Consider the following 22,203-nt stretch of genomic DNA (forward strand, 5'->3'; position numbering starts at 1 on the left):
GGTGTAAATTAATATCAATAAAAATAAAACTCAAATATAAGCCTTATAGAAGTACTAAAATATATGCTGAAACTATTTAAAATATAGCATTTACATCATATAATAAAACAACACAACAATAACACAACCGGAGTCAAAAAACTTATGTTTTTAAAGGTAATACATAGAATGCAATAAAGTTTAAATATAGGAAAGTCCCTAGAATAATTAAAAATAAATCTAGGGATTAGTTTTGATGGATATATTAATAATTTAATTGATATCCAAGTGCAGGACTTTTATCATATTGTGCAACAGCACTAATACCTATATCTGCACCACTAGTAAATGATATTGTTGGGTTAACAGTTATACCAATTTGCTGATGTGCGTAATGAAGTACTATGTCACTGCTTCCTGGAGAAGCATGGGCTTTTTTGGCTTGTACACAAATGGAACCGTACGGTATATGAGTATTTGAATGACTTATATCAAATTTATAGCCTATTCCGTATGTTTCTTCTTTAATTCTAGAAGTTGTCGCATTAGTAAATTCAGTTTGAGAAGTTACTACGTTACCATTATCTAAGTAAACATCATCCATAATCATTGCATATGTGTTAGAATAAGAAAATGTTATATTTGAATCATGAGCTAATGCAATAAAATCTATTCCAGAGAAAAATGGAACCGTTAGCCATGTATAATATCCAATAATGGTATAATTCTGACCAGAAATATTTGAAGTCCCAATTTCCATATCTAATTCCATCCATCCATCATATGTTCCACTTGTTCTTCCAATTAATGCCATTGTATTGGCTGTCGAATTTAATACTGTTGGATTAGAGACTGAATTTATATTTTTACGTTCACTAATTGAATTTTTTAACTTATTTATTCTAGTTTCTGAAGAACCTAAATTTAATTCCTGTTTATTAGGTGAAATAGTCTCTGCATTAGCTTTTATAGGCCAAATAGAAATAATAGCAAGAGCAATGCAAAAAATAAATGCAATTGAAATTAGTTGCTTATTTTTTTTCATATTGTATTCCCCCATCATAAAGATTTATATCATATAACACTTAATCATATTATTAACTATACCCCCTTAAAATTTATATTTTTACAATATATGATATTTAATGAATATTATGGCATATAATTAATGAAAAAAGTAAAGAAATATGATATATTTTTTATATAGAGTATTTTTTAGGAGGTTCCAATATGAAGAAAAAATTAAATTTACTATAGGCTTGACCGTGAGTTTCATATTACTAGGAATGTCAATATTTTTATATTATTTGGATTATTCAATTAAAGATAATGATTTACTTATGCAAAAGTATTTAGTTGGTAAAGGTGTAATTGGAGATAATTTAAAAGTAAAAAAACAGCTTTATTTACAAAATTATAAAATTGTTTTATTTAATTATAGTGATTCTAAAACAACATATGCAGTGTTGAAAAGAGGATTAAATAATAGGTATAAATATTTAAATTCAGGAATGTGTTATGGTAATATTTGTAGATTTAAGCATAAAATAGGTAAACAAACTTATTATATATGTGTTGGTTATAATAGCAATAATAAGTATCTGCAGATATCAACAAATTCGTATTTTAAAAATGATATTTCAAATTATAAAATAAAAAATCACAATTATTTTATATTATACAAATTGATTGATCCACATAAATTTTATTATTTTAGATATAGTGATATTTAATTAATGAATATATCTCTCAATAAAACGCGAATATAAGATTTATGGAGGCATTAAAACACTATGTATTTATAATTTGACAAAAAATGGCAGGTAAATGTTAAATTAATATGATTAATAATTTATAAATCCCATTGGGTTTTATTTGGAATTTATAAACACCAAAAATCATTAAAAGTAGCCATAAAATACAATAAGCCAAAATTAAGAAATGGCTTAAAACCAAAGGCTAATACAAAATACTGAATTACAAAATAAGCACTCATACACATTCCTAAACCGCGTGCCGGAGGCTCGAATCCCATCGGGCCCACCATATGCAAACCTTGTGATATGAATGTATTGCAAGGTTTTTTTATTGTGTGTAATTAAGGAAAGAGGGTGTTGCCTTAGCATATTTTTTTATGCTAAGGATATCATATTTTTAATTTAAAGAATGAAGAAATTTTAAATTTTCAATTAAATAATGAATTATTATCTACACTTACTGATGATATAAAAGTGAAAAATTTACTTCTAGGAAGATAACAAAATGAGGAGACGAAATTTTGAGAGGCAATAATACTTGCATTTGTAAGCTAGAAAAGAGTTTAAATGAAATAATTCCTTTATTAAATAGGGATTATTCAAAATATATAGATGATTTACTACCGTATAATATAGCTGATGATGATAAACCATTACCTAAAGAAATAAGAATATTAGTACTGTATTATTTTTAGAATTATTAGGTTCAACATATTGTATTATGATAGGATCAAAATCATGTGAAGATAGAATAAGAAGTAACTTGATGAAAATAAAATCATCACAAAAAAGAAAAACTTCTGAATGGGGAATAATACAATCAAAACAAGTACCAGGATACATTTTTGATAAACATTTTTATTGTTTGTTGATAAAAAACGAAGGAAATTTAATAAATATTAATAACGGGCGAAGTATATTGTTAAATGATGTAAAAGTGATACAGATAGACAGGCTAATTTGTATAGTGGAGAATGATCAAATATAGACTTAGAAGTACCTTTAAAATCTTTAGTTAGTATGGATGAAAAGTTGGTAAGTTTATATGTTAATATATTATTGGATAATACTATAACTTATAATTTTTTTCTAGATTATGATGGAAGAATAAATGTTGATCAGCATGCTTGTGGTGAATTTAATATATCGAAAATGAACGGATGGGGTACTATAGAAGATAATTTTAAGAAAAAATTATGTATTGATGTTATTATAGAATTAATTAAGCAAAACAATATTCAAATTGGAGAAATTCAACAAGCAATAACAAAGCTGTAAAAATCATAAAGCATTTATATATCTATTTTTTATAGAGGTTTCTTAATACATTATTTTTAGTAATATAAAGATATATAAATTAATAAATAATAATAAATAAAATTCTTGTAAAATGGTAATAATAATAATATAATTATTGTATAGTGAATTGAGCAAATTGGAAAGTAAATTCTACAATTTGGATAATTCACTTTCCAATTTACAGAATTAGACATAATAAAAACAGGGTGTTAGTAGCACCCTGTAATATACAATTCAGTTGTATGTAGACAACTGGTAATTTGTTTTAAGTAAATTAAAAAAGTGGCTTACCAATCGCAAGAGTGGGCTACTTTTTTAATTCTTTTATAAGTACGACTATTAGGTTTAATAAAAGCACCAAAAATGATAATGCTGCAAATATTGCCATAATTAAATCATACATAGGTATCACCCCCTTTCACGGAAGCGATACCAGTAGCCCACGCACAACTATATCGAATTGTATGTAAGTAGTTTAACATAATAAGGTATTTATATCAATATAATTTTATCAAGTAGAAAGACATGCGGAACAATTATAATAAAAAATATTATAATTATACCAATAGAAATAATACGCAAATATAAGCTTCATAAAAGCGTTTAAACACTATGTGTAATCTAGCTTATAATATTTAGATTTGGCGAAAAAATGGCGGGTAAATGTTAAGTTTACAGGGCTTTTCTTTATATGATTTTAGTTGATAATGGTATAAATCAAGACTTGTATCTAAAAATAAATATCTTATTATACGATATGGTACCTACATTTTTATTAACTTTGTTTAACTGAATAAACCAAAATATATGGAATAAACTTAAAAATATAAAATAAATGTATTGATATTCTATAAAATAGAATGTATAATAAAGATGTAATAAAACATAAATCCTGTAATAAAGTATTTTTGAAATAGTTGTCTATATAGAAGGGAAGATAGATCAATGAGCAAGATAGTCGATTTGAATTTGGAAAGAAGCGAAGAAATGTATAATGTCATTAAGGCATTAGCTTCAGAGGTTAGATTGGAGATAATAAAGCTTTTAAATTATAACAGTTACAATGTGAATGAAATTGCAGAAAAGCTTAATATACCAACTTCAACCGCTGCATTGAATGTAAAAATGCTTGAGGATGCTGGTATTATTAATACGGAACTGCAGCCAGGGGTGCGAGGCTCTATGAAGGTGTGCAGTAGAAAGATGGATAAGATTAATATACAACTAGATACATTAGGACTGCATTCCCAAGATAATTCTTTCTATATAAATATGCCTCTTGGAAATTTTGTTGATTGTGAAGTTTGCCCAACTTGCGGTATGGTAAATGAGAATGGATTTATAGATTCAGAGGATGATCCTAGAAGGTTTTATAATCCTATGAGGACAACAGCCCAACTTATTTGGTTTCATAAGGGATATATAGAGTATCGTTTTCCTAATAATATTCTTCAGATAGGAAAAGAAAAATTATTGGAAGTATCTATGGAATTATGTTCTGAAGCCCCTAATTATAGGAATAATTGGCCGTCAGATATAACGATGTGGATTAATGGAATAGAAATTGGAACTTGGACTAGTCCTGGAGATCTTGGCGGAAGAAGAGGAAGATTGAATCCAATATGGTGGTCAGATAGTTGTACTCAGTATGGGTTATTGAAAACATGGAAGGTTAATAAAGAAGGTTCTTTCATTGATGAAACAAGAATATCAAATATAAAACTTGAGGAATTGAAACTCAAAGATAATAAATTCATAACTGTTCGAATAGGAGTAAAAGAAGATGCTGAAAATGTTGGGGGAGTAAATATTTTTGGCGAAAAATTTGGTGATTACGAGCAGAATATAGTTATGCGAATAGACTATAGTATGTAAGATAGAGTAAGTTTGTATAATCCTAGTTAAGACTATACAAACTTATATATAAATTTTGAGATATGCTATAAGTTATTGCAGTTTTTTATTAAATCGTACATAAAAAATATAATATTACAATAAATATGTATATATGTTTTTAAAACTATGTATTTATATAATCTGCGAGCTTTATGATTACAGTTGAGGTAAAGTCTATAACGAATATTAAAGAAGATACAATCAATTATATTAATAATAATAAAATAGGTATATTTTTGATGATATTATTGAAAACGTTTCACTAAGTAAAACTATATAGATAAACAAGCTGAAATATTTAAATTACCAATACCAAATTTATCCTTACAAACTGGAATTTGTCGAGCACTATAGTGAAGGGTTTTACGGTGCTGTGCACGTAAAAGGTGAACTTTTTTATCTTCAATAAAAAGCTAAGGTTGATTTTCCTCCGTTTCCCTACGGAAAATCTTTAACGTATTTAAATTATTTATTTTTCGTAGAGAAACGGAGAAAAATATTTCTTAACCTTTTGCCGTGGCAAAAACCTTCACCTTTGACAAGCAAAGCTATGTCAGACCCTTCACTTTTCACATAAGTGAAAAAGTTAGTTTTTTAATGAGCAGAGCGAATTAAAACCCTTCACTCAGCTCGACAAATTCCAATTTATCAGGATAAATTTGGAGATTGCAATTTTAAAGTTTCAAGTTGTCTATCTATAATTAGCCATCAATCTCAATTGTTTTGCTTTCATACGTAAACCTTATCATAGATTTACGTTTAATTATAAAAATATTAATTTTGGGGGAGATAATATGAATCGTAAAATTAAAACAATCATCAGTGTTTTGGTTTCAACACTAACAGTTACTTCATTACTAGCAGGGTGTGGTAAAAGTGGAGGTTCTAGCGCTTCATCAGCTTCTAAAAATCAAATTATATTATGGACACCACTTACGGGACCGGATGGGGACACAATGACCAAAATAGTTGCTAAATATAACAAGACAAATCCAAAATACAAAGTAAAGCATGTACCTATACAAGAAAATGATATGTATACAAAGTTGCCTAGTGTTGTAAGCTCGGGCAAAAATGTTCCTGATTTAACAATTGTACATGCTGAAAGAATTCCTTTGTTTGTAAAGGATAATATGTTAGTTTCTTATGATGATGCTATAAAGAAGGATGGAAATAATATTAAGGAATCAAATTATTTAAAAGAAGGATGGAGAGTTGGAGAAGTTGGTGGAAAGAGATACGGAATTCCTCTAGATGTTCATTCATATATAACTTACTATAATCCTGATCTCTTAAAAAAATATGGGCCTCATGTGCTTGATGATGGAGTTATAACTATGGATGAAGTTAAAGAGGTAGGAGAAGCATCTAAGAAAGATAAAATAGCAGCTATAGGCGTTGACTGGATGAGAGTTATGACATTAGCATGGATTAAGCAATTAGGGGGAGACATAACTTCTGATGGAGTAAAACCTACTATTGATACTCCTCAAGCCGAAAAAGCGTTATCTACAATGAAGGATTTTGTAACTGAAAAGATTGCAACACAAGATGGTGATGACCCTCAACAATTATTCATGAATGGTAAATTAGTGTTTTGGCCAGAAGGAATTTGGATGCGTAACGGTTTAAAGGATTCAAAGGCACCTTGGAAAATGACTAATTTTATAACCTTTGATAAAAACAAACTGGTTAATTGGTCATCTTCTCACAATTTTGTAATGTTCAAAAATCCAGCTAGAGATGAAGCTAAGACACAGGGTATTATAGCTTTCTTAAAGTGGATGTATGGTAACTCTTTACAATGGGCTACAGATGCAGGACAAAACCCAGCTTCAATGGCAGTTCAAACAAGTGCCGAATTTGCGAAGGAGCCACAATCTTTCTTAGCTAAGGAACCAGATGCTTTGCATGTATTTAATTATAAGTATTATGGATATGCAGCAGAATCACTTGATAAGATTGTAACAGATGCAGTATTTGGAAAAGTAGATGTTAAAGCCGGATTACAGCAAGCACAAAAGGAAACAGAAGAAAGAATAGCTAGCGGTAAGTAGTCACAATAAAATTTAACAGCTTCAGTTATCATGTGACCTTATATTTAAGCAGTTGAAGCTGTTAGACCATAAAACTTTATATTAAGTGAGGCGAAACAGTATAATGAAAAAGGGCAAATGTACACCATATGTGTTTATAGCACCGCATTTAATTCTATTCATAATTTTTTTCGGTATACCAGCTATTTTTGGAATAGTGATTTCTTTTACACAGTGGAATTTGATAGATACACCTCATTGGGTAGGGCTTAGAAATTATGCTGAAATATTGGCTAATTCAAAATCAACTTTTTATACTCAGTTTCATAATGGATTAAAGAATACTCTTATTTTTACTGTGTTCAGTGTTCCTTTTTGTATAATAGTTCCCCTATTATTAGCTGTAGCACTTAATGCAAAACCTAAGGGAAACAAGATATTTCAATCTATATTTTATCTCCCAACACTTTTTTCAATTTCGTCGGTTATTTTAGCTTGGGGATTTTTGTTTAATAAAAACTTTGGACCAATAAATAAGATTTTAGGAAAGTCTATTAATTGGGGTGGTATTCAACCTTATGTTTGGATTGCAATTATAACTATTACAGTATGGTGGTATGTAGGTGGAAATATGGTTATATATCAGGCTGCACTGGCAGGAGTTCCGGCGGATTTATATGAAGCATCTTCTTTAGATGGGGCTGGTGCTGTGATGCAATTTTTAAATATAACCTTACCATCAATAAAGAATCAAATTGCTTATACACTTGTTATGACTACTATTGCTCAATTAAATATATATGGACAGCCACTAATGTTTAGCAAGGGTGGGCCTGCAGGTTCAACTTCAGTAATATTAATGTATATTAGACAAATAGCTTTTGGTACTGGTGAATCTATCGCAGGTATAGCATCTGCAATGGCAGTTATGCTGGGTTTATGTATAGTTTTTGTAGCATCACTACAGTTCTACTTGCTTAGAGATAAAGATTGATTGGAGGAGTGATGAAGAATGGTTTGGATTAGAAAGAAGGGGCCTAAGGTCGCCGCATTTATTTTCCTCTTTATAATGACGCTTATTTGGATATTGCCTGTTCTATATGCGGTACTATCTTCGTTTAAATCAAACGTAGAGATTAATTCTATGGGATACAAACTACTTCCAGAGCAGTGGATTGTAGATAATTATGTTAAGGTGCTAACTAACTTTGATAATGCACCTATACTCAGGTGGTTTTTAAATTCTTTATTAATATCAGTTACACAAACCATTTTGGTTTTAGTAGTATCTTCTTCAGCAGCTTATGCATATTCAAGGCTTAAGTTTAAAGGAAGGGACGCTATATTTTGGATATTATTAAGCACCATGATGTTTCCCAGTGTAATAAATCTTATTCCACTATATAAAATAGTAAGTATGTTTAATTGGGTAGATACACCTCTTGCAGTTATAGTTCCAGGTGTTGCAGGTGTATTCAATATATTTTTGATAAAGCAGTTTATGGTTAGTATTCCAAAGGAATATGATGAATCTGCAAGAATAGAGGGAGCTAGTGATTTTCAAATATATACAAAGGTAATATTGCCGCTCATAAGACCTGTATTAACAGTAGTGGGCTTATTTACCTTTACGGGGGCATGGAATGACTTTTTATGGCCGTCGATTGTATTTAATAATATTGAAAACTTGCCTTTAACTCCTGCTTTGCAACTTTTTCAAGGTATGTATACAACAGATTATGGACGATTGACTACTTCAGCAGTTATCGCAATAATACCAACATTTATTTTATATTTATTCACACAAAAGTATTTCTTGGAGGGGCTTAATTTATCATCTGGCATTAAAGGCTAGAACAATAATAAAACAACATTAGGAGGAACTGATATGGCAACAAGCATTGTTAGAAATGAATATCCACGTCCAAATTTTGAAAGAAAATCGTGGTTAAATCTAAATGGCGATTGGAATTTTGAGTATGATGATAATAATGAAGGATTAAAGAATAAATGGTATGAAAACAGTAAATTTAGCAGAAAAATAATAGTGCCTTATGTATTTCAAAGCGAGCTTTCTGGTATAAATGAGCAGGAAATTCATGATATTGTATGGTATTCCAAGGATATAAATATTCCAGAAGAATATAAAAACAAGAGATTAATTCTCAATTTTGGTGCAGTTGATTATAAAGCGGATGTATGGGTAAATGGAGAACATCTAATAAATCATGAAGGAGGGCATGTTCCTTTTTCTGTGGAAATTACGGATGTACTTAAAGATAAGGATAATAAATTAGTAGTTAGAGCAGAAGATTATACTTATGATTTAGAGCTTCCGAGGGGTAAACAGTATTGGAAAGACAAATCCGAAGGTATATTTTATACTAGGGCTACGGGAATATGGCAGACAGTTTGGCTAGATGCTGTTGGGGAAAATTATTTGAAAAATACTTGGATTACTCCAGACCTTGATAATAAAAAGGTATTTATAGAGTATGAATTAGATAGAGTTACTGAAAATACGTATTTAGATGTTACAATATCGTTAAGGGGTAAAGTACTTATTCAAGATAGAATAAGTATAATAAATGGTAGGGGAAAAAGAGATTTTTGGTTAGATCAAAATATAACTAAAGATTGGAATCATCAAGAAGCTTGGACGTGGACTCCTGAAAATCCGGTACTCTTTGATATAAGTTTCAAGGTGATAGTAGATAATGAATGTATTGATGAGGTTAATTCCTACTTTGGACTTAGAAAGGTTTCTATAGTTTCAGGAAAGTTCATGCTAAATAACAGACCTTATTTTCAAAAGCTATTATTAGATCAAGGTTACTGGGAGAAATCACTATTAACTGCTCCTAGTGATGAGGATTTTATAAAGGATATAAAATTAAGTAAAGCAATGGGCTTCAATGGAGTCAGAAAACATCAAAAAATTGAAGATCCTAGATATCTATATTGGGCAGATAAGCTTGGATTTATTGTTTGGGGAGAAATTGCCAGTGCATATAATTATTCAAGAACCTATGTTAATCGCATTACTAGAGAATGGATGGAGATGATAAAACGTGATTACAATCATCCGTGCATAGTGGCGTGGACTCCTTTAAATGAATCCTGGGGGGTTGAATGCATAATGAATAATAAAAATGAACAGGCTCATTCTGCTTCTATGTATTGGCTAACTAAATCTTTAGATCAAACAAGGCCTGTTATATCTAATGATGGTTGGGATCATACTAAAACAGATCTTCTCACAATTCATGATTATGAATGGAGAAATAAAGTATTAAAAGAGAGATATTCAACTTTAGACAATATAATAAATTCTACACCATCAGGAAGAACCTTAGTAGCCCAAGGTTGGAAATATGAAGGACAGCCGATTATAGTTTCTGAAATGGGTGGAATATCATATCAAAAAAGTAATTGGAAGGGATGGGGATACTCTTCGGCATCTTCAGATGAAGATTTTGTTAAGAGGTATTATAATGTTGTATCACCACTACTTGAATCTCCGTTAGTTCAAGGGTTCATATATACTCAAATAACAGATGTAGAACAAGAAATAAATGGCTTGCTTACTTATAAAAGAGAACCTAAGGTAGATATTAAAATAATTAAAGCTATAAATGATGGAGAATGGAAACCTTATTAATATTGTTTATGGGTAAGCCGTTTAGTGATTGGACTTATCGAAATAAAAAAATGTAAAAAATATCTAAACATCGAAGCGGTTTACCTATAAAAAGGAGGATATTATTTGTGAATAGAAAATTTGAGAAAATACTTGCTTACATAGGAGGTACTTGGCAAATACTATCGGGATTAATCACGATTATTCCCTATTCATCTATGATAAAAAGACAAGGATTTAACGTAACTAGTAATTCTCAATTGTCTATAAATGCGACACAGTCTGTTTTGGATAGTATATATTCCTTTAGTACAACCATAGGAATATTGTTTTTAGCAATAGGTCTTTTTAATTTATATTTATCAAAAAGATTAAGGAATATGAAGGTGGAAAAGAAAATCCCTATTTGGTTTATAACTTGTGGAATAGTGTCTTTCTTTGTTATGGATTTTATAAGTTGTGTATTTTTTATTTCATCTGGTGTAATTGCTATGGCTAAAAACAAATCTTTGCGGATAATGAATAATTAAAACAAAGTTTAAATATAGGAGAATCCCTAGAATAATTAAAAATAAATCTAGGGATTAATTATTATGGGGATATTAGTAACTTAATTGATATCAAAGTGCAGGAGTTTTATCATATTATGCAACAGCACTAATACCTATATCTGCACCACTAATAAATGATATTGTTGTGTAACGGTTATACCAATTTGTTGATGTGCATAATGAAGTACTATGTCACTGCTTCCTGGAGAAGCATGGGCTTTTTTGACTTATATCAAATTTATAGCCTATTCCACACCATTATCTAAGTAAATATCATCCATAATCATTGCATATTTTTTTTCATATTGTATTCCACCATTATAAAGATTTATATCACATAACATTTAATTATATTGACTATAATAATAAGTTTTCCTAAGTTTATAAAATAATCACTCTACTCTGCTTCAAATTCTGATTTGTCAGGATAAACTTGGAACTTATAATTTTTAAGTTTTCAAATGGTTTATCTTTAGAAAGAAAACAAATAGGAGGGTAATGCCTTATCAACTAAGTAATTGCCTAATGATGCAATATATGATAAATTAAGATAGAAATAAAATTCGGGGGTTGTTCAAATGAATGAATCAATATTTATTAAAAAAAATGAACAAGAAATCAATATTATTGCATCAAGAATTTTGATTGTAGTATCTCTTGTGATATTTCCTTTAATGCTTTTGCTCAACTATCTTAAAATATTTTCAATACAATGGAATGTTTTAATAGCATTTACTGCGGCAGGTATTATCATCGCTTGTATTCCTACTATCTTAAGAAAGCTAAGAGTGAGCAGCAGCATAGTTAAATATTCAGTAATGATAACAGGGACAGTGATAGTTGGTATTTTGGCAACAAATCAGCACATAGGAGTAAATATAGTGTATATATTTCCAGTAGCATTAAGCTGCTTGTACATAGATCGAAAACTTGTTATTATCTCATTTCTAATAAGCATACCTAACCTTGCTATATCAAGGTATATTAGAATATTTGATCAGCTTAAAGGTCTTCCACATAATCAAATTATGGCAAATTACATAGGGACTGTTGCTGGTTTTTTATTAGAGCTAATTGCTATTACACTTATTTTTAGTATGCTTACACGAAGAACTAAAAAGATGTTTGATGGACTTGTTGGAGCAGAAGAAAAAAATAGACTTTTAGAAGAGATAGAAATCGTTATGAATAAATCAAAAGATGCTTCACTAGCCTTATCAGCTTCTGTAAAAAATTTAACTTCAGAAATAAAGGACGGAGTTTCCTTTAATGAAGAGATATCAAAAAATACAGGGAATGCAACCAGCGACAATGAAAAAAGTTTTAATTATGTAGTAAGCACTTTAGAAAAAATTAAAAAAATCTCTGATTCTTTGAATAATATATCTAAACAATCCCAAGAATTATCAAGTATATCTACGGAAACACGTAAGTCAACAGAGACCAATGTGGAAGTGCTGAACAATGCTCTCATAAGTATGAAAAATATAGATACATTAAGCGATAGTAATAAGCAGGTTATGACAAACCTTAGTCAAAAATCAAAACAGATAAGAAAAATAGTAGATATAATTACAGGTATAACTGAACAAACTAATTTGCTTGCATTGAATGCCGCAATAGAGGCAGCCCGTGCAGGAGAATCGGGAAAGGGATTTGCTGTGGTTGCAGAAGAAATACGAAAGCTGGCTGAACAATCTGCTTCATCTACCAAGGAAATAACTATACTTATACAAAATATGATAAATGAAATGAATGATGCTGTTAGCACTATAGATACAAGTTCTAAAGAGATTAAAGAAGGAATAGACAAAGTAAATAATGTAGGACAAGCATTTAAGCAGTTGCAGGATTTAGAAGAAAAATCTTATTTGAAGATTGAACAAATAACTTCTACAAGCGGACAAGTTGCTGAACACGGAAATACTATAGAAGATATAATTTCAAATATTAAGAACTTAACAGAGCGGCTTCTTGAAAAATTAAGATATGTGTCAAAAGAATCATCACAGCAGCTTAATTCTATGAGAAGTATTGAAAGCTCGGTATCACAAGTGGGAGAAATAGCTGAGACTTTACTTACAATTAGAAATGACAATATTTAATATTATCAATTAAAAAAGAATATAAGTTTTATCAATATTCTTTTAAAACGTAGGTATATTTTCAAACACTAAAAGAATACCGAATTAGCTGTATAATTTGGTATTCCATTTCAATTATAAGCTTTCTAAGTAGTTAACTGCGGCCTTATTTAGAAAATAAGAGTAGCCAATCTGCTGCTGTTCTAGCATATTTCTGTGAAATTCATCTGTAATGAAAAATTCCGTTTGATTTACAAAGTCTTTTGGTGTTGCTGAAGTACCTTTATTTCCTAAAAATTTTAGGTGCTTTTTTATACGATCTATTACTTTCGAATCATTTGGAGACAAATTATTTTGCAAGAATATAATCATGTCTTTATTAAATGATTGTGATTCAATAGCAACTCCATTAACTGTGTACATTTTATTTCTCCTCTCAACATTTATTACTATAGAGTATACCCTAAGGTAAGAGTCAATACATTTTGTTTTTTTATATAAGATATAATAGTACATATTTATATAAAAAATTGGGATGATCAATAAAATTGAAGTGCATATTATGTATTAAGAACATTGGGAGAAGGTGTTTAAATGTACTCATATTTAGAATTAAATGATATTGATCTACCAAGTAGAATTTCAAGATATGAAAGGAAAATACAAAGAAGAATTAGACCAAGTCTTCATAAAATTATATATATTTGGCCTAAATTTGGAGATGGTTTTTTGGCATGGATTACTGAAAGAAATTGTACGTGCATTAATGGATACAGATGGAATCATCGCAGCTGGGTAAAATTTAGAATGAACTTAGAGAAAATTATGGATTTTAGAGAAGACTAAATTTTAGAATGAATAAGATTTAAGAGCGTATCAAGCTTTCTTAAACTTGGATGCGTTTTTTACGAAATCACCTTAATAAGGAGGGTGACGCATTAGCATATTTTTTTATGCTTGATATGCTCCCTTCTAGGTAGACAAGTGAAATAATAAAAAACTTGTCACTTAGGAGGGAGCATATCATTGGTTATAACAATAATTTGATAAAATCAATGATTCAATGGATTATGAACCTTTAATTGTTTTTCAGTAATTTTGAGTTTACACATTACGAAAATAATGGTTGTATGGTATTTTGATTTTTAAGATGATATATATAAACAGGAGGGATATTATGAGCGTTATACTTATTATTGAAGATAATAAAGATGTAAATATGATGTTAAAAGAAGTGTTGATAGACGCAGGACATGAGGTAAAATCAGTTTATACAGGTATAGATGGTATACGTGAAATTAAAAGCTTAAAATATGATTTAGTTCTCCTTGATATTATGCTTCCATATAAAAGTGGAGATGAAATACTAAAGGAAATGAGAGAGTTTTCAGAGATTCCTGTTATTATTATTTCTGCAAAGGATATGGTTGGCACTAAAATAGATTTTTTAAAACTTGGCGCAGACGACTATATTACAAAGCCTTTTGACTTAGGAGAAGTTGCAGCACGAGTGGAAGCTAATTTGAGACGTTCAAGCCAGAAGATTCAGGTAGATAAATCCTTTCGTTATAAAGATATGGTGCTTGATGATAGTACAAAGAGCGTTACTGTGAATAATAGTGAACTTGAGCTTACTGCTAAGGAATATATGATATTAGAGATGTTAATAAAGAATAAGGGCAAGGTATTTACAAAAGCAAATCTTTACGAATCGATTTGGCAGGAGGAATACCTTGGTGATGATAATGCGGTTAAAACACATATCAGTAATCTACGAAACAAACTAAAAAAGGTAAATCCCAAGGCACAGTATGTTGAAACCGTGTGGGGACTTGGTTATCGTTTATATAAAGAATGAATTATCTTTTTCTTGACACTTTCCTTTAGGAACTTAACCTTTTCTAAACCTTTGAACATTATAATTAATTTATAGGAAGGACAGAGGTGAATAGGAATGTTTAAATATATTTTAAAAACGGAAGATCTTACGAAAAGTTATCATGGTGTTACTGTTTTAAATAATGTATCAGTAACCTTGAAAGCTGGCAAAATATATGGATTAATTGGGCAGAATGGTGCTGGGAAGTCAACATTTATGAAGCTTATTACAGGTCTTACTTTTCCTACAAGCGGAGGTATTGAACTCTTTGGTCATACTGGTGAAAAAGCTTTACAGAATGAACGAAAAAGGCTTGGCTCTATGATTGAATATCCAAGTCTTGACTTAAGCATGACAGCAGAAGAAAATATTAGATTTCATAGAATTATGAAAGGTATCCCTGACAAAGGTATTGAAGATCAGGTATTAAAGCTTGTTAATATTGCTAATACAGGTAAAAAGAAAGTAAAAAACTTTTCACTTGGTATGAAACAACGTTTAGGAATTGCTATTGCGCTTCTTGGTAATCCAGAATTGCTTATTTTGGATGAACCAATAAACGGACTTGATCCATTAGGAGTAGTTGAAATCCGAAAATTGTTAAAAGGGTTATGTGAGGAGAGGCAAATGACAATTTTAATTTCAAGTCATAACTTGCCAGAAATGTATCAAACAGCTACTGATTATATTATTATTCATAAAGGCGAAATTAAGCAGGAGTTAACACTTGATGAACTTGAGGAATGTTGTAAACATCATATTCGTATAAGCTGTACGGAACCAGAAAAATTAGCTAGTGTTTTAGAAATGGAACTGAAAACGCAGAATTACAAGGTTATGCCAGATAAATCGATTAAACTGTACGACTATATAGATGATAAGGAGCAAGTGGCAAGGATTCTCTTTGAAAATGAAATTATCGTTACAAATTTTTCAAGTGAGGGTGATACTCTTGAGGATTACTTTATTTCTGTTGTTGGAGGTGAAAAGAATGTATAATTTGATTAAAGCTGATTTGTTTAAATTACGCAAATCAATGGCAATTAAGATCTTACTTGGAATTACAACTGTAAGTTCAATAGCTATGATTATGATGGCATATTTATTGCAGCAGGGTAAACTTAGTGCAAGTGCTTCTGGGCTGGGGTTTATGTTTTCTGACGCAAATATGATAAGTATTCTTGGAGCTGGTGTAGCCAGTATTATTATTTGTGGTGATTTTGATAATAGAACAATCCATGAAGCTATTGTAAATGGAAATAGTAGAGTAAAAGTTGTTATTAGTAAGTCAATTACATTTTGTTGCGGTTTGTTTATTATTTTGCTTCCATATATTATTGTAACTGCCATAGCAATTAGCACGGGTTATAAATATAATATGGGTCAAGTATCAGTCGGTTTTTTAAATATAATTACATTAGAGGCTGGTAAGGCTATTTCTACATCACAAGTGTGGAAGTTGTTAATCATTATGCTTGCATTAGCGATTTTGTATGCAGCACAGCTTAGTATTTGTATACCGTTTGCTATTAGCTTTAAAAAGCCAGTTGTTGTGGTTCCAGTGTATTATGGCATTGTACTTTTTTGTACTCAGTTAAGTAGATTGGAGAAAACATCCAAGGTATTTAAAAATATTTATGAGCTTACGCCATATGAAGGTAAGTATTCTCTCATGTCACTTAGTGCAGGAACAAATGATATAATAAAGGCAATTGCTGTTAGTTTAACATTTATGATTATAATGCTTACGATTACATGCTTTGTATTTAGAAAGGCTGAAATTAAGTAAAGATAAGCCAACTAAAAATTCGAAATTTATTCGTAACAAAATGACATCTTCTGGTCATTATGGCGCACATAAATTTTATTAGCTTACGCAGTTTATCTATATTGAAAGGTGGATGAAAATGCTCGTAACTGTGGTTTGTATTTTGAGTATATCAATTATATTATTTGTTTTATACATTTCATTTCTTCAGCTGCAGTTACACAGCATTAATAAACAACTATCTAAAAGGCTTAAAGAACACACACGTCAGCCTGTAAGTTTAATCCTATTTAGCAAAGAACTTAATGCTTTAGCAGCTAACATAAATAAATGTCTTAAAGAGGAGGAAAATCTTCGAATTGATGCTATTCGTGAGGAAAAACATTTTAAAGAGATGATTTCAAATATTTCTCATGATCTTAGAACACCACTTACTGCTATAAAGGGATATCAACAGCTCATAGAAAAAGGAACTCTTTCTAATGAACAGAGACAAAAGCTTAAGGTTGCTCAAAAGCATGCGAATGAATTAGGTGATTTAATTGAACACTTTTTTGAGTATGCATATCTTTTGAATGCAGAGCCAGAACTTAAAATGGAGAGGATTAATATAACAAATCTTGTAGCAGAATGTATAGCAGCGGCTATTACAGTTCTTGAAAAAAATAATTTGATGGTACATTTTTATGAAGCACCACCTGTATTTGTTTTTGTCGATAAAGAGGCAATTATAAGGATTATTCAAAATCTAATACGAAATTGTGTAAAGCATTCTCACGGAGATATAGAGGTACAAATATTTACTGAAAAAAATGCTGTAATATCCTTTAAAAATTTTGTTGAGAATGAATGTGAAATTGATGTGAAACGGGTATTTGATCGCTTTTACACCGGAGATAAAGCAAGAAGTAAGACCACTGGATTGGGTTTGTCTATAGTAAGGCTTTTAACAGAACAAATGGGCGGCAGTACTAGTGCATCACTTAAGGATAATATACTTGATATACGAGTTCAATTACCACTATTCAAATAATTTTAAATATAACCTTTATTTAATACAATACTTATTTGTTATAATATACAAGTAAAGTGTATATGCTTATTAAAATATTAGGAGAGAAGCAAAAATGGATAAACTTAAATATACTATTTGTTTTATTAAAAGAGGAGACGAAATACTACTTTTAAATAGAGAAAAGCCAAGTTGGATGGGAAACTGGAATGGAGTCGGAGGAAAATTTGAGGAAGGTGAAACTCCAAAGGACTGTATACTTAGAGAGGTATACGAGGAGACAGGCATAAAGCTTAAAGATGTACAGTTTAAAGGTGTTGTTACTTGGAGGGTAGATAAAATTAGAAATGGTGGAATGTATTTATTCATGCAGGAGGTTTCAGAGGATTTTGAGTACAAAGTTCCCATAAAAACAAGAGAAGGAATTTTGGATTGGAAGAAAGTAGAGTGGATTATGAATCCAGAGAACACAGGGATAGCTCATAATTTACCTAAATTTTTGCCAAAGATGCTTAAGGATAAGGGTACATTTCAATATCACTGTATTTTTAATAACAATGTATTGCTAGACGTTGAAATAAAGAAATATGATATTAAAGAGAATATTGCAGTAAATTTATTGTTGAAAAAGCTATTATTAAATGTAGATATGCTACAATGCATAAGAAGAGACAGTGCGGAAATAATATTTGCTTCAGATAAAGGTGTGCTGCTTTATGACGCTATATCAGGGGCTTACATGATGAGTACTGAGGATATGAAGACAGCGAAGGAAATAATAAGCAAAATTCCACAGAATGCTAATATAGTTGTTTGTCATCAGGAAGTGTACTATGATCTACTTATGAGCACATATCATTTTAAGGATAAAATGATATGTAATAATTCTGTATACACTAAAAATACTCTAATGGAGGTTTCAAAAGCTTCACCAGAGATAAGACTTTTAACTAGAGATTACATAGGTTTTATTATTAAACATTATTCAAAGAAAGAGCTTTGTAATGACGATTATATTGGTGAAAGAATAGATGCTGGAGTTGTGTATGGTGCATTTATAGATGGTGAGCTTTGTGGTTTTATAGGAAGCCATGAAGAAGGTTCAATTGGAATGCTTGAAGTTCTTCCTCAGTTTAGGAGAAGAAAAATAGCAACGCATCTTATTGTTAAAGCTGTAAATGAGATGCTGAAAAAAGGTTTTTATGCTTATGGACAAATTGAAGATGGTAACGAGGCATCTACAAAGCTTCAGAAAAAACTTGGATTTCAGATTTCAAAAGAGAAAATTTGTTGGCTATTTAAATTATGAAACCCTATAGCATATTAAACAATCTAGTATTTTTAAACATAAAAACTGCAAATGACAATAAGCTTGTAAAGGTTGATGCTGTTAAGATAAAAAATAAAATAGTTACTAAATTTAATAAGTTTGAGCAGCTTAGTGAGATTAAGGGAGAACTTAAGATTTTTGCCGAAGACCTTCCTTTAGTTTGTCATGATTCAACCTTTGCAAAAAGTATTCTTAATGTTGGAAGCAAGTTTTTGGATTCTTTAGAACTTGTGGCCATACTTTTTCCAGAGTTTCCAGAGTTTAATCTTCAGTATTTAAAAAATAAATTTGTGACAAAATATAAAGATATTAGTATTCAAGAAGAGTTGATAGAAGTACTTAATTATGTTATAAGCCGCTTTTATTCTGAAAATGGCTATGCTATTCCTATGAATATATTAGAGCTCGAACATTGGAACTGGTATAAGTACATTTCCAGCGTGAACATGGATGATGTGAAATGTTTTGTAGATAACAAACCTACTGCTTTAGAAAATAAAGAGAGAGAGCCGTATCCGGTTTTTGCTCTTAAGGATTACGAAAAGCTTTTTGAAAATGAGGCTATATGGAAACGCGGAGGAAGAAGCTACACTCTAAGACCACAGCAGAGAGATGCGGCTAAAGTTATAAGAGAAGGACTAGAAAAGGGAAAAATAACAATAATGGAAGCACCAACGGGCCTTGGAAAAAGTATGGCTTATTTGCTTCCTTCTATTATTTATACACATCTTAAACAAGAAAAAGTAATTTTATCCACAAACACTAAGGGGTTACAAGGGCAACTTGTGGATAAAGATATACCAAATATTTTAGAAGCACTGGATTTAAAAAGAGATGTTAACTATACCTTGATAAAGGGAAAGAGCAATTATCTATGTTTTGATAGGTTTGAAGATATAGAATATCCAAGTGATATGAAAACTCTCCTTGGTTATGTGTATTTAAAAAGGCTGTTAACAGAAAAGCAAATTGGAGATATTGAAGATATAAGTGACGAGATAAAAGAAAAATTTAATTTAAATGAGTTATTGGAACAGTGTTTTTGTGATTCAGAGCTTTGTGATGTGGATAGTTGCAAATATAAAGAAAGATGTTATTATGCCTTGAAGGTTGAAGCTTTAAAAGAAGCTCAGCTAATTGTAGTAAATCATTCACTTTTATTAAAGTGGCCTTATCAAAGTATTGTGCCGCTTCAAAATCTTGTGGTGGATGAAGCACATAATTTAACTGAAGAAGCTTATGATACCTTTGAAAGCAATTTAATTTCGTATGAGTTTGAGAAATTTTTAAAAGATATATATAATAGCGAAGAAAAAAATGGATATTTATATTATTTATCAAAGAGAACTAAAAAGGAAAACTTGCCTTTAAGTGAAATAGAGAGTGATATAGAAACATGTAGAAATGAAATTATCAGCATTAAAAGTGCTTTTGAAAAATATGTGTCTACCAGTGGAATAAGCAGGGAGTACAATATTAAAGAGCATTTAAATAAACTTAATCCAAAGATAGCAAGAATAATGGAGCATTTGGATTATCTTAAAGGAGATATATCTAAATTTAATATGGATTTAGAAAAAGCAATTACAACTTTAAAAAATATATCTACTTTAGAAAAAGATAAAAGGCTTAAGATATTGGTGGAGAAAGTAGAAACCATGAATGATTACATTAGACTTTTAGAGGAAGTGTGCATTCAAAGTGAAGAAGCCTATTGTTTTTATTTTGAAGTAGATAGGAACCTTCAGTGGTGGAAAATATCAAGTATACCTTTGGATGTATCTGGCGCTTTTTATGAAAAAGTTCTAAAGGGAGTTAATAGCTGCTTGTTTTTATCAGCTACTTTAAGTACGGATAAGGGCTACAATAATTTGAGAAACACTTTGGGAATTAACATTGCCAGTTCGGAAAATAAGGAAATAGTAGAAGTGCCGCCTATAAAGCCAATTTTCAAATATAAAGAGAAAAGTGCAGTTTATGCAGTACAGGGCATGGACCCAAATGATGCAGATGCCTTTTCAGAAGAAATGGAAGGTTTTATTTTAGAAATTTTAAATAATGTAGAGGGCAATATCATTGTGCTTTTTACAAGCATAAAAAGGCTTAAGGTATTTAAAGAAAAGGCAGCGGAAAAGCTTAAAGCTCTGGGGATTAGTATTGTTGAAAGCAAAAAAGATATAGAAAAATTGAAATCCAGAGAAGGAAGATATATTTTACTAGGCTCAAAGGGATTTTTTGAAGGCATAGATATACCAGGTGATACTATGGCAACTGTGGTTTTAGATAAGCTTCCTAATATAAATGGAAAGGAACCCTTTTATAAATCATTAATAGATAAAAATATTGAAAAAGGCAAAAACTATTGGAATGCATATGCCGCAGTAAATTTCCCAATTGTATCTATAGATTTAAAACAAATTTATGGAAGAATTATAAGAACCGAATATGACTATGGTGCACTGTTTATTATGAGTAAATTTGATAGCAATAATTCAACTGTAAGAAAACTTGAAAAACAGCTTTATGGGGTGCCTATTATAAGAAAAAATAAACATGAAATTTTTAAGGATTTAAATTACAGGCGAGTAAGGTGGAAACAAATAAATCTCTATCAAATAATGAAAGAGGTTAAGGCTGCTTTAAAGAAATCTATTTTAGAAGAAAAGCCTAAAGGTATTAAACATATAGAGAAGTTTATAAATGAATTTATGGCTTTAGAATATGGCAAAAGGTATTTAAAATACGACGCGAGCATTCAGCTAGAGGAGAAACTAGAAATTTATATTTGTGGAAAAAAGGTGAACTTAGGCGTAGGTAGAAAAAATATAGAGGAGTACTTTAGGGATATTTGCTATAAAAATTAAGAGTACAGATTACAGAGTACAAAGTACAGCGAAGGATGAATTTCCTTCATTTTACTGCGGAAATTCTTATAATATAAGATTTTTCATAGCGTTAGCGGAGAAAAATCA

General features: G+C 30.3%; 20 protein-coding genes. 18 read left to right on the top strand and 2 right to left on the bottom strand.

Features of this window, described 5'->3' with window-relative positions:
* Positions 1 to 244: 244 nt before the first annotated feature.
* Positions 245 to 1,024, bottom strand: coding sequence for a hypothetical protein (locus LQK79_RS08640; protein ID WP_053242781.1), 780 nt, complete (start codon positions 1,022 to 1,024; stop codon positions 245 to 247).
* 295 nt (positions 1,025 to 1,319) lie between these two features.
* Here LQK79_RS08640 and LQK79_RS08645 point away from each other — a divergent pair, with 295 nt between their 5' ends.
* The 11 genes from LQK79_RS08645 to LQK79_RS08695 all read left to right on the top strand — a co-directional run bounded on the left by LQK79_RS08645 (position 1,320) and on the right by LQK79_RS08695 (position 13,263).
* Positions 1,320 to 1,712, top strand: coding sequence for a hypothetical protein (locus LQK79_RS08645; RefSeq protein WP_157055776.1), 393 nt, complete (start codon positions 1,320 to 1,322; stop codon positions 1,710 to 1,712).
* Between the two features lie 545 nt (positions 1,713 to 2,257).
* Positions 2,258 to 2,431: a hypothetical protein gene (locus tag LQK79_RS08650; protein WP_157055777.1), complete on the top strand. Its 174-nt coding sequence runs from the start codon at positions 2,258 to 2,260 to the stop codon at positions 2,429 to 2,431.
* A gap of 26 nt (positions 2,432 to 2,457) precedes the next feature.
* Positions 2,458 to 2,724: a hypothetical protein gene (locus tag LQK79_RS08655; protein ID WP_231016224.1), complete on the top strand. Its 267-nt coding sequence runs from the start codon at positions 2,458 to 2,460 to the stop codon at positions 2,722 to 2,724.
* 32 nt (positions 2,725 to 2,756) lie between these two features.
* Positions 2,757 to 3,014: a hypothetical protein gene (locus LQK79_RS08660; RefSeq protein WP_053242783.1), complete on the top strand. Its 258-nt coding sequence runs from the start codon at positions 2,757 to 2,759 to the stop codon at positions 3,012 to 3,014.
* Between the two features lie 966 nt (positions 3,015 to 3,980).
* On the top strand, positions 3,981 to 4,910 hold the full coding sequence (locus LQK79_RS08665) for an ArsR/SmtB family transcription factor (RefSeq protein WP_053241967.1): 930 nt from the start codon (positions 3,981 to 3,983) through the stop codon (positions 4,908 to 4,910).
* A gap of 815 nt (positions 4,911 to 5,725) precedes the next feature.
* Entirely contained in the window at positions 5,726 to 6,988 is a 1,263-nt protein-coding gene (locus LQK79_RS08670; RefSeq protein WP_053241968.1) for an extracellular solute-binding protein, read from the top strand.
* Positions 6,989 to 7,091: 103 nt separating this feature from the next.
* A complete protein-coding gene (locus LQK79_RS08675) occupies positions 7,092 to 7,961 on the top strand; it encodes a carbohydrate ABC transporter permease (RefSeq protein WP_053241969.1) in 870 nt (289 codons plus the stop codon).
* A gap of 18 nt (positions 7,962 to 7,979) precedes the next feature.
* A complete protein-coding gene (locus LQK79_RS08680) occupies positions 7,980 to 8,822 on the top strand; it encodes a carbohydrate ABC transporter permease (protein ID WP_053241970.1) in 843 nt (280 codons plus the stop codon).
* A 33-nt stretch (positions 8,823 to 8,855) separates the two neighbouring features.
* Positions 8,856 to 10,628 (top strand): glycoside hydrolase family 2 protein, encoded by a 1,773-nt coding sequence (locus tag LQK79_RS08685; RefSeq protein ID WP_231016225.1) that lies wholly within the window; start codon positions 8,856 to 8,858, stop codon positions 10,626 to 10,628.
* Between the two features lie 107 nt (positions 10,629 to 10,735).
* Positions 10,736 to 11,137 carry a DUF4064 domain-containing protein gene (locus LQK79_RS08690; protein ID WP_231016226.1) on the top strand — a complete coding sequence of 134 codons (402 nt, stop codon included), beginning with the start codon at positions 10,736 to 10,738 and terminating at the stop codon, positions 11,135 to 11,137.
* A 599-nt stretch (positions 11,138 to 11,736) separates the two neighbouring features.
* Positions 11,737 to 13,263 (top strand): methyl-accepting chemotaxis protein, encoded by a 1,527-nt coding sequence (locus tag LQK79_RS08695; RefSeq protein WP_231016227.1) that lies wholly within the window; start codon positions 11,737 to 11,739, stop codon positions 13,261 to 13,263.
* Positions 13,264 to 13,377: 114 nt separating this feature from the next.
* Here LQK79_RS08695 and LQK79_RS08700 read toward each other — a convergent pair whose 3' ends face one another.
* On the bottom strand, positions 13,378 to 13,665 hold the full coding sequence (locus tag LQK79_RS08700) for a TipAS antibiotic-recognition domain-containing protein (RefSeq protein ID WP_231016228.1): 288 nt from the start codon (positions 13,663 to 13,665) through the stop codon (positions 13,378 to 13,380).
* 171 nt (positions 13,666 to 13,836) lie between these two features.
* On the opposite strand from LQK79_RS08700, the gene LQK79_RS08705 reads away from it, so the two are divergent.
* The 7 genes from LQK79_RS08705 to LQK79_RS08735 all read left to right on the top strand — a co-directional run bounded on the left by LQK79_RS08705 (position 13,837) and on the right by LQK79_RS08735 (position 22,095).
* Positions 13,837 to 14,088 carry a hypothetical protein gene (locus LQK79_RS08705; RefSeq protein ID WP_231016229.1) on the top strand — a complete coding sequence of 84 codons (252 nt, stop codon included), beginning with the start codon at positions 13,837 to 13,839 and terminating at the stop codon, positions 14,086 to 14,088.
* A 331-nt stretch (positions 14,089 to 14,419) separates the two neighbouring features.
* Positions 14,420 to 15,100: a response regulator transcription factor gene (locus tag LQK79_RS08710; RefSeq protein ID WP_231016230.1), complete on the top strand. Its 681-nt coding sequence runs from the start codon at positions 14,420 to 14,422 to the stop codon at positions 15,098 to 15,100.
* Between the two features lie 96 nt (positions 15,101 to 15,196).
* Entirely contained in the window at positions 15,197 to 16,120 is a 924-nt protein-coding gene (locus tag LQK79_RS08715) for an ABC transporter ATP-binding protein (protein ID WP_053241977.1), read from the top strand.
* Positions 16,113 to 16,910, top strand: a complete 798-nt coding sequence (locus LQK79_RS08720) for an ABC transporter permease (RefSeq protein WP_231016231.1) — start codon at positions 16,113 to 16,115, stop codon at positions 16,908 to 16,910. Before LQK79_RS08715 ends, LQK79_RS08720 begins: the two co-directional genes overlap by 8 nt.
* A gap of 118 nt (positions 16,911 to 17,028) precedes the next feature.
* Entirely contained in the window at positions 17,029 to 17,922 is an 894-nt protein-coding gene (locus LQK79_RS08725; RefSeq protein WP_331000652.1) for a sensor histidine kinase, read from the top strand.
* A gap of 94 nt (positions 17,923 to 18,016) precedes the next feature.
* The gene (locus LQK79_RS08730; protein WP_231016233.1) at positions 18,017 to 19,210 is read left to right on the top strand and encodes a GNAT family N-acetyltransferase; all 1,194 of its coding nucleotides are present in this window, start codon (positions 18,017 to 18,019) and stop codon (positions 19,208 to 19,210) included.
* Positions 19,207 to 22,095, top strand: coding sequence for an ATP-dependent DNA helicase (locus tag LQK79_RS08735; RefSeq protein ID WP_231016234.1), 2,889 nt, complete (start codon positions 19,207 to 19,209; stop codon positions 22,093 to 22,095). The genes LQK79_RS08730 and LQK79_RS08735 overlap by 4 nt, the downstream gene beginning before the upstream one ends.
* Positions 22,096 to 22,203: the final 108 nt, after the last annotated feature.

The organism is Clostridium guangxiense (assembly GCF_021043395.1).
Lineage (GTDB): Bacteria > Bacillota > Clostridia > Clostridiales > Clostridiaceae > Clostridium_S > Clostridium_S guangxiense.

What these genes read in the sequence shown, in the direction of transcription:
- LQK79_RS08695 (WP_231016227.1), top strand. Translation starts at nt 11,737, where the DNA reads ATGAATGAATCAATATTTATTAAAAAAAATGAACAAGAAATCAATATT.
- LQK79_RS08680 (WP_053241970.1), top strand. Translation starts at nt 7,980, where the DNA reads ATGGTTTGGATTAGAAAGAAGGGGCCTAAGGTCGCCGCATTTATTTTC.
- LQK79_RS08735 (WP_231016234.1), top strand. Translation starts at nt 19,207, where the DNA reads ATGAAACCCTATAGCATATTAAACAATCTAGTATTTTTAAACATAAAA.
- LQK79_RS08730 (WP_231016233.1), top strand. Translation starts at nt 18,017, where the DNA reads ATGGATAAACTTAAATATACTATTTGTTTTATTAAAAGAGGAGACGAA.
- LQK79_RS08645 (WP_157055776.1), top strand. Translation starts at nt 1,320, where the DNA reads ATGCAAAAGTATTTAGTTGGTAAAGGTGTAATTGGAGATAATTTAAAA.
- LQK79_RS08640 (WP_053242781.1), bottom strand. Translation starts at nt 1,024, where the DNA reads ATGAAAAAAAATAAGCAACTAATTTCAATTGCATTTATTTTTTGCATT.
- LQK79_RS08665 (WP_053241967.1), top strand. Translation starts at nt 3,981, where the DNA reads ATGAGCAAGATAGTCGATTTGAATTTGGAAAGAAGCGAAGAAATGTAT.
- LQK79_RS08660 (WP_053242783.1), top strand. Translation starts at nt 2,757, where the DNA reads ATGGATGAAAAGTTGGTAAGTTTATATGTTAATATATTATTGGATAAT.
- LQK79_RS08655 (WP_231016224.1), top strand. Translation starts at nt 2,458, where the DNA reads ATGATAGGATCAAAATCATGTGAAGATAGAATAAGAAGTAACTTGATG.
- LQK79_RS08725 (WP_331000652.1), top strand. Translation starts at nt 17,029, where the DNA reads ATGCTCGTAACTGTGGTTTGTATTTTGAGTATATCAATTATATTATTT.
- LQK79_RS08675 (WP_053241969.1), top strand. Translation starts at nt 7,092, where the DNA reads ATGAAAAAGGGCAAATGTACACCATATGTGTTTATAGCACCGCATTTA.
- LQK79_RS08720 (WP_231016231.1), top strand. Translation starts at nt 16,113, where the DNA reads ATGTATAATTTGATTAAAGCTGATTTGTTTAAATTACGCAAATCAATG.
- LQK79_RS08670 (WP_053241968.1), top strand. Translation starts at nt 5,726, where the DNA reads ATGAATCGTAAAATTAAAACAATCATCAGTGTTTTGGTTTCAACACTA.
- LQK79_RS08705 (WP_231016229.1), top strand. Translation starts at nt 13,837, where the DNA reads ATGTACTCATATTTAGAATTAAATGATATTGATCTACCAAGTAGAATT.
- LQK79_RS08685 (WP_231016225.1), top strand. Translation starts at nt 8,856, where the DNA reads ATGGCAACAAGCATTGTTAGAAATGAATATCCACGTCCAAATTTTGAA.
- LQK79_RS08715 (WP_053241977.1), top strand. Translation starts at nt 15,197, where the DNA reads ATGTTTAAATATATTTTAAAAACGGAAGATCTTACGAAAAGTTATCAT.
- LQK79_RS08710 (WP_231016230.1), top strand. Translation starts at nt 14,420, where the DNA reads ATGAGCGTTATACTTATTATTGAAGATAATAAAGATGTAAATATGATG.
- LQK79_RS08700 (WP_231016228.1), bottom strand. Translation starts at nt 13,665, where the DNA reads ATGTACACAGTTAATGGAGTTGCTATTGAATCACAATCATTTAATAAA.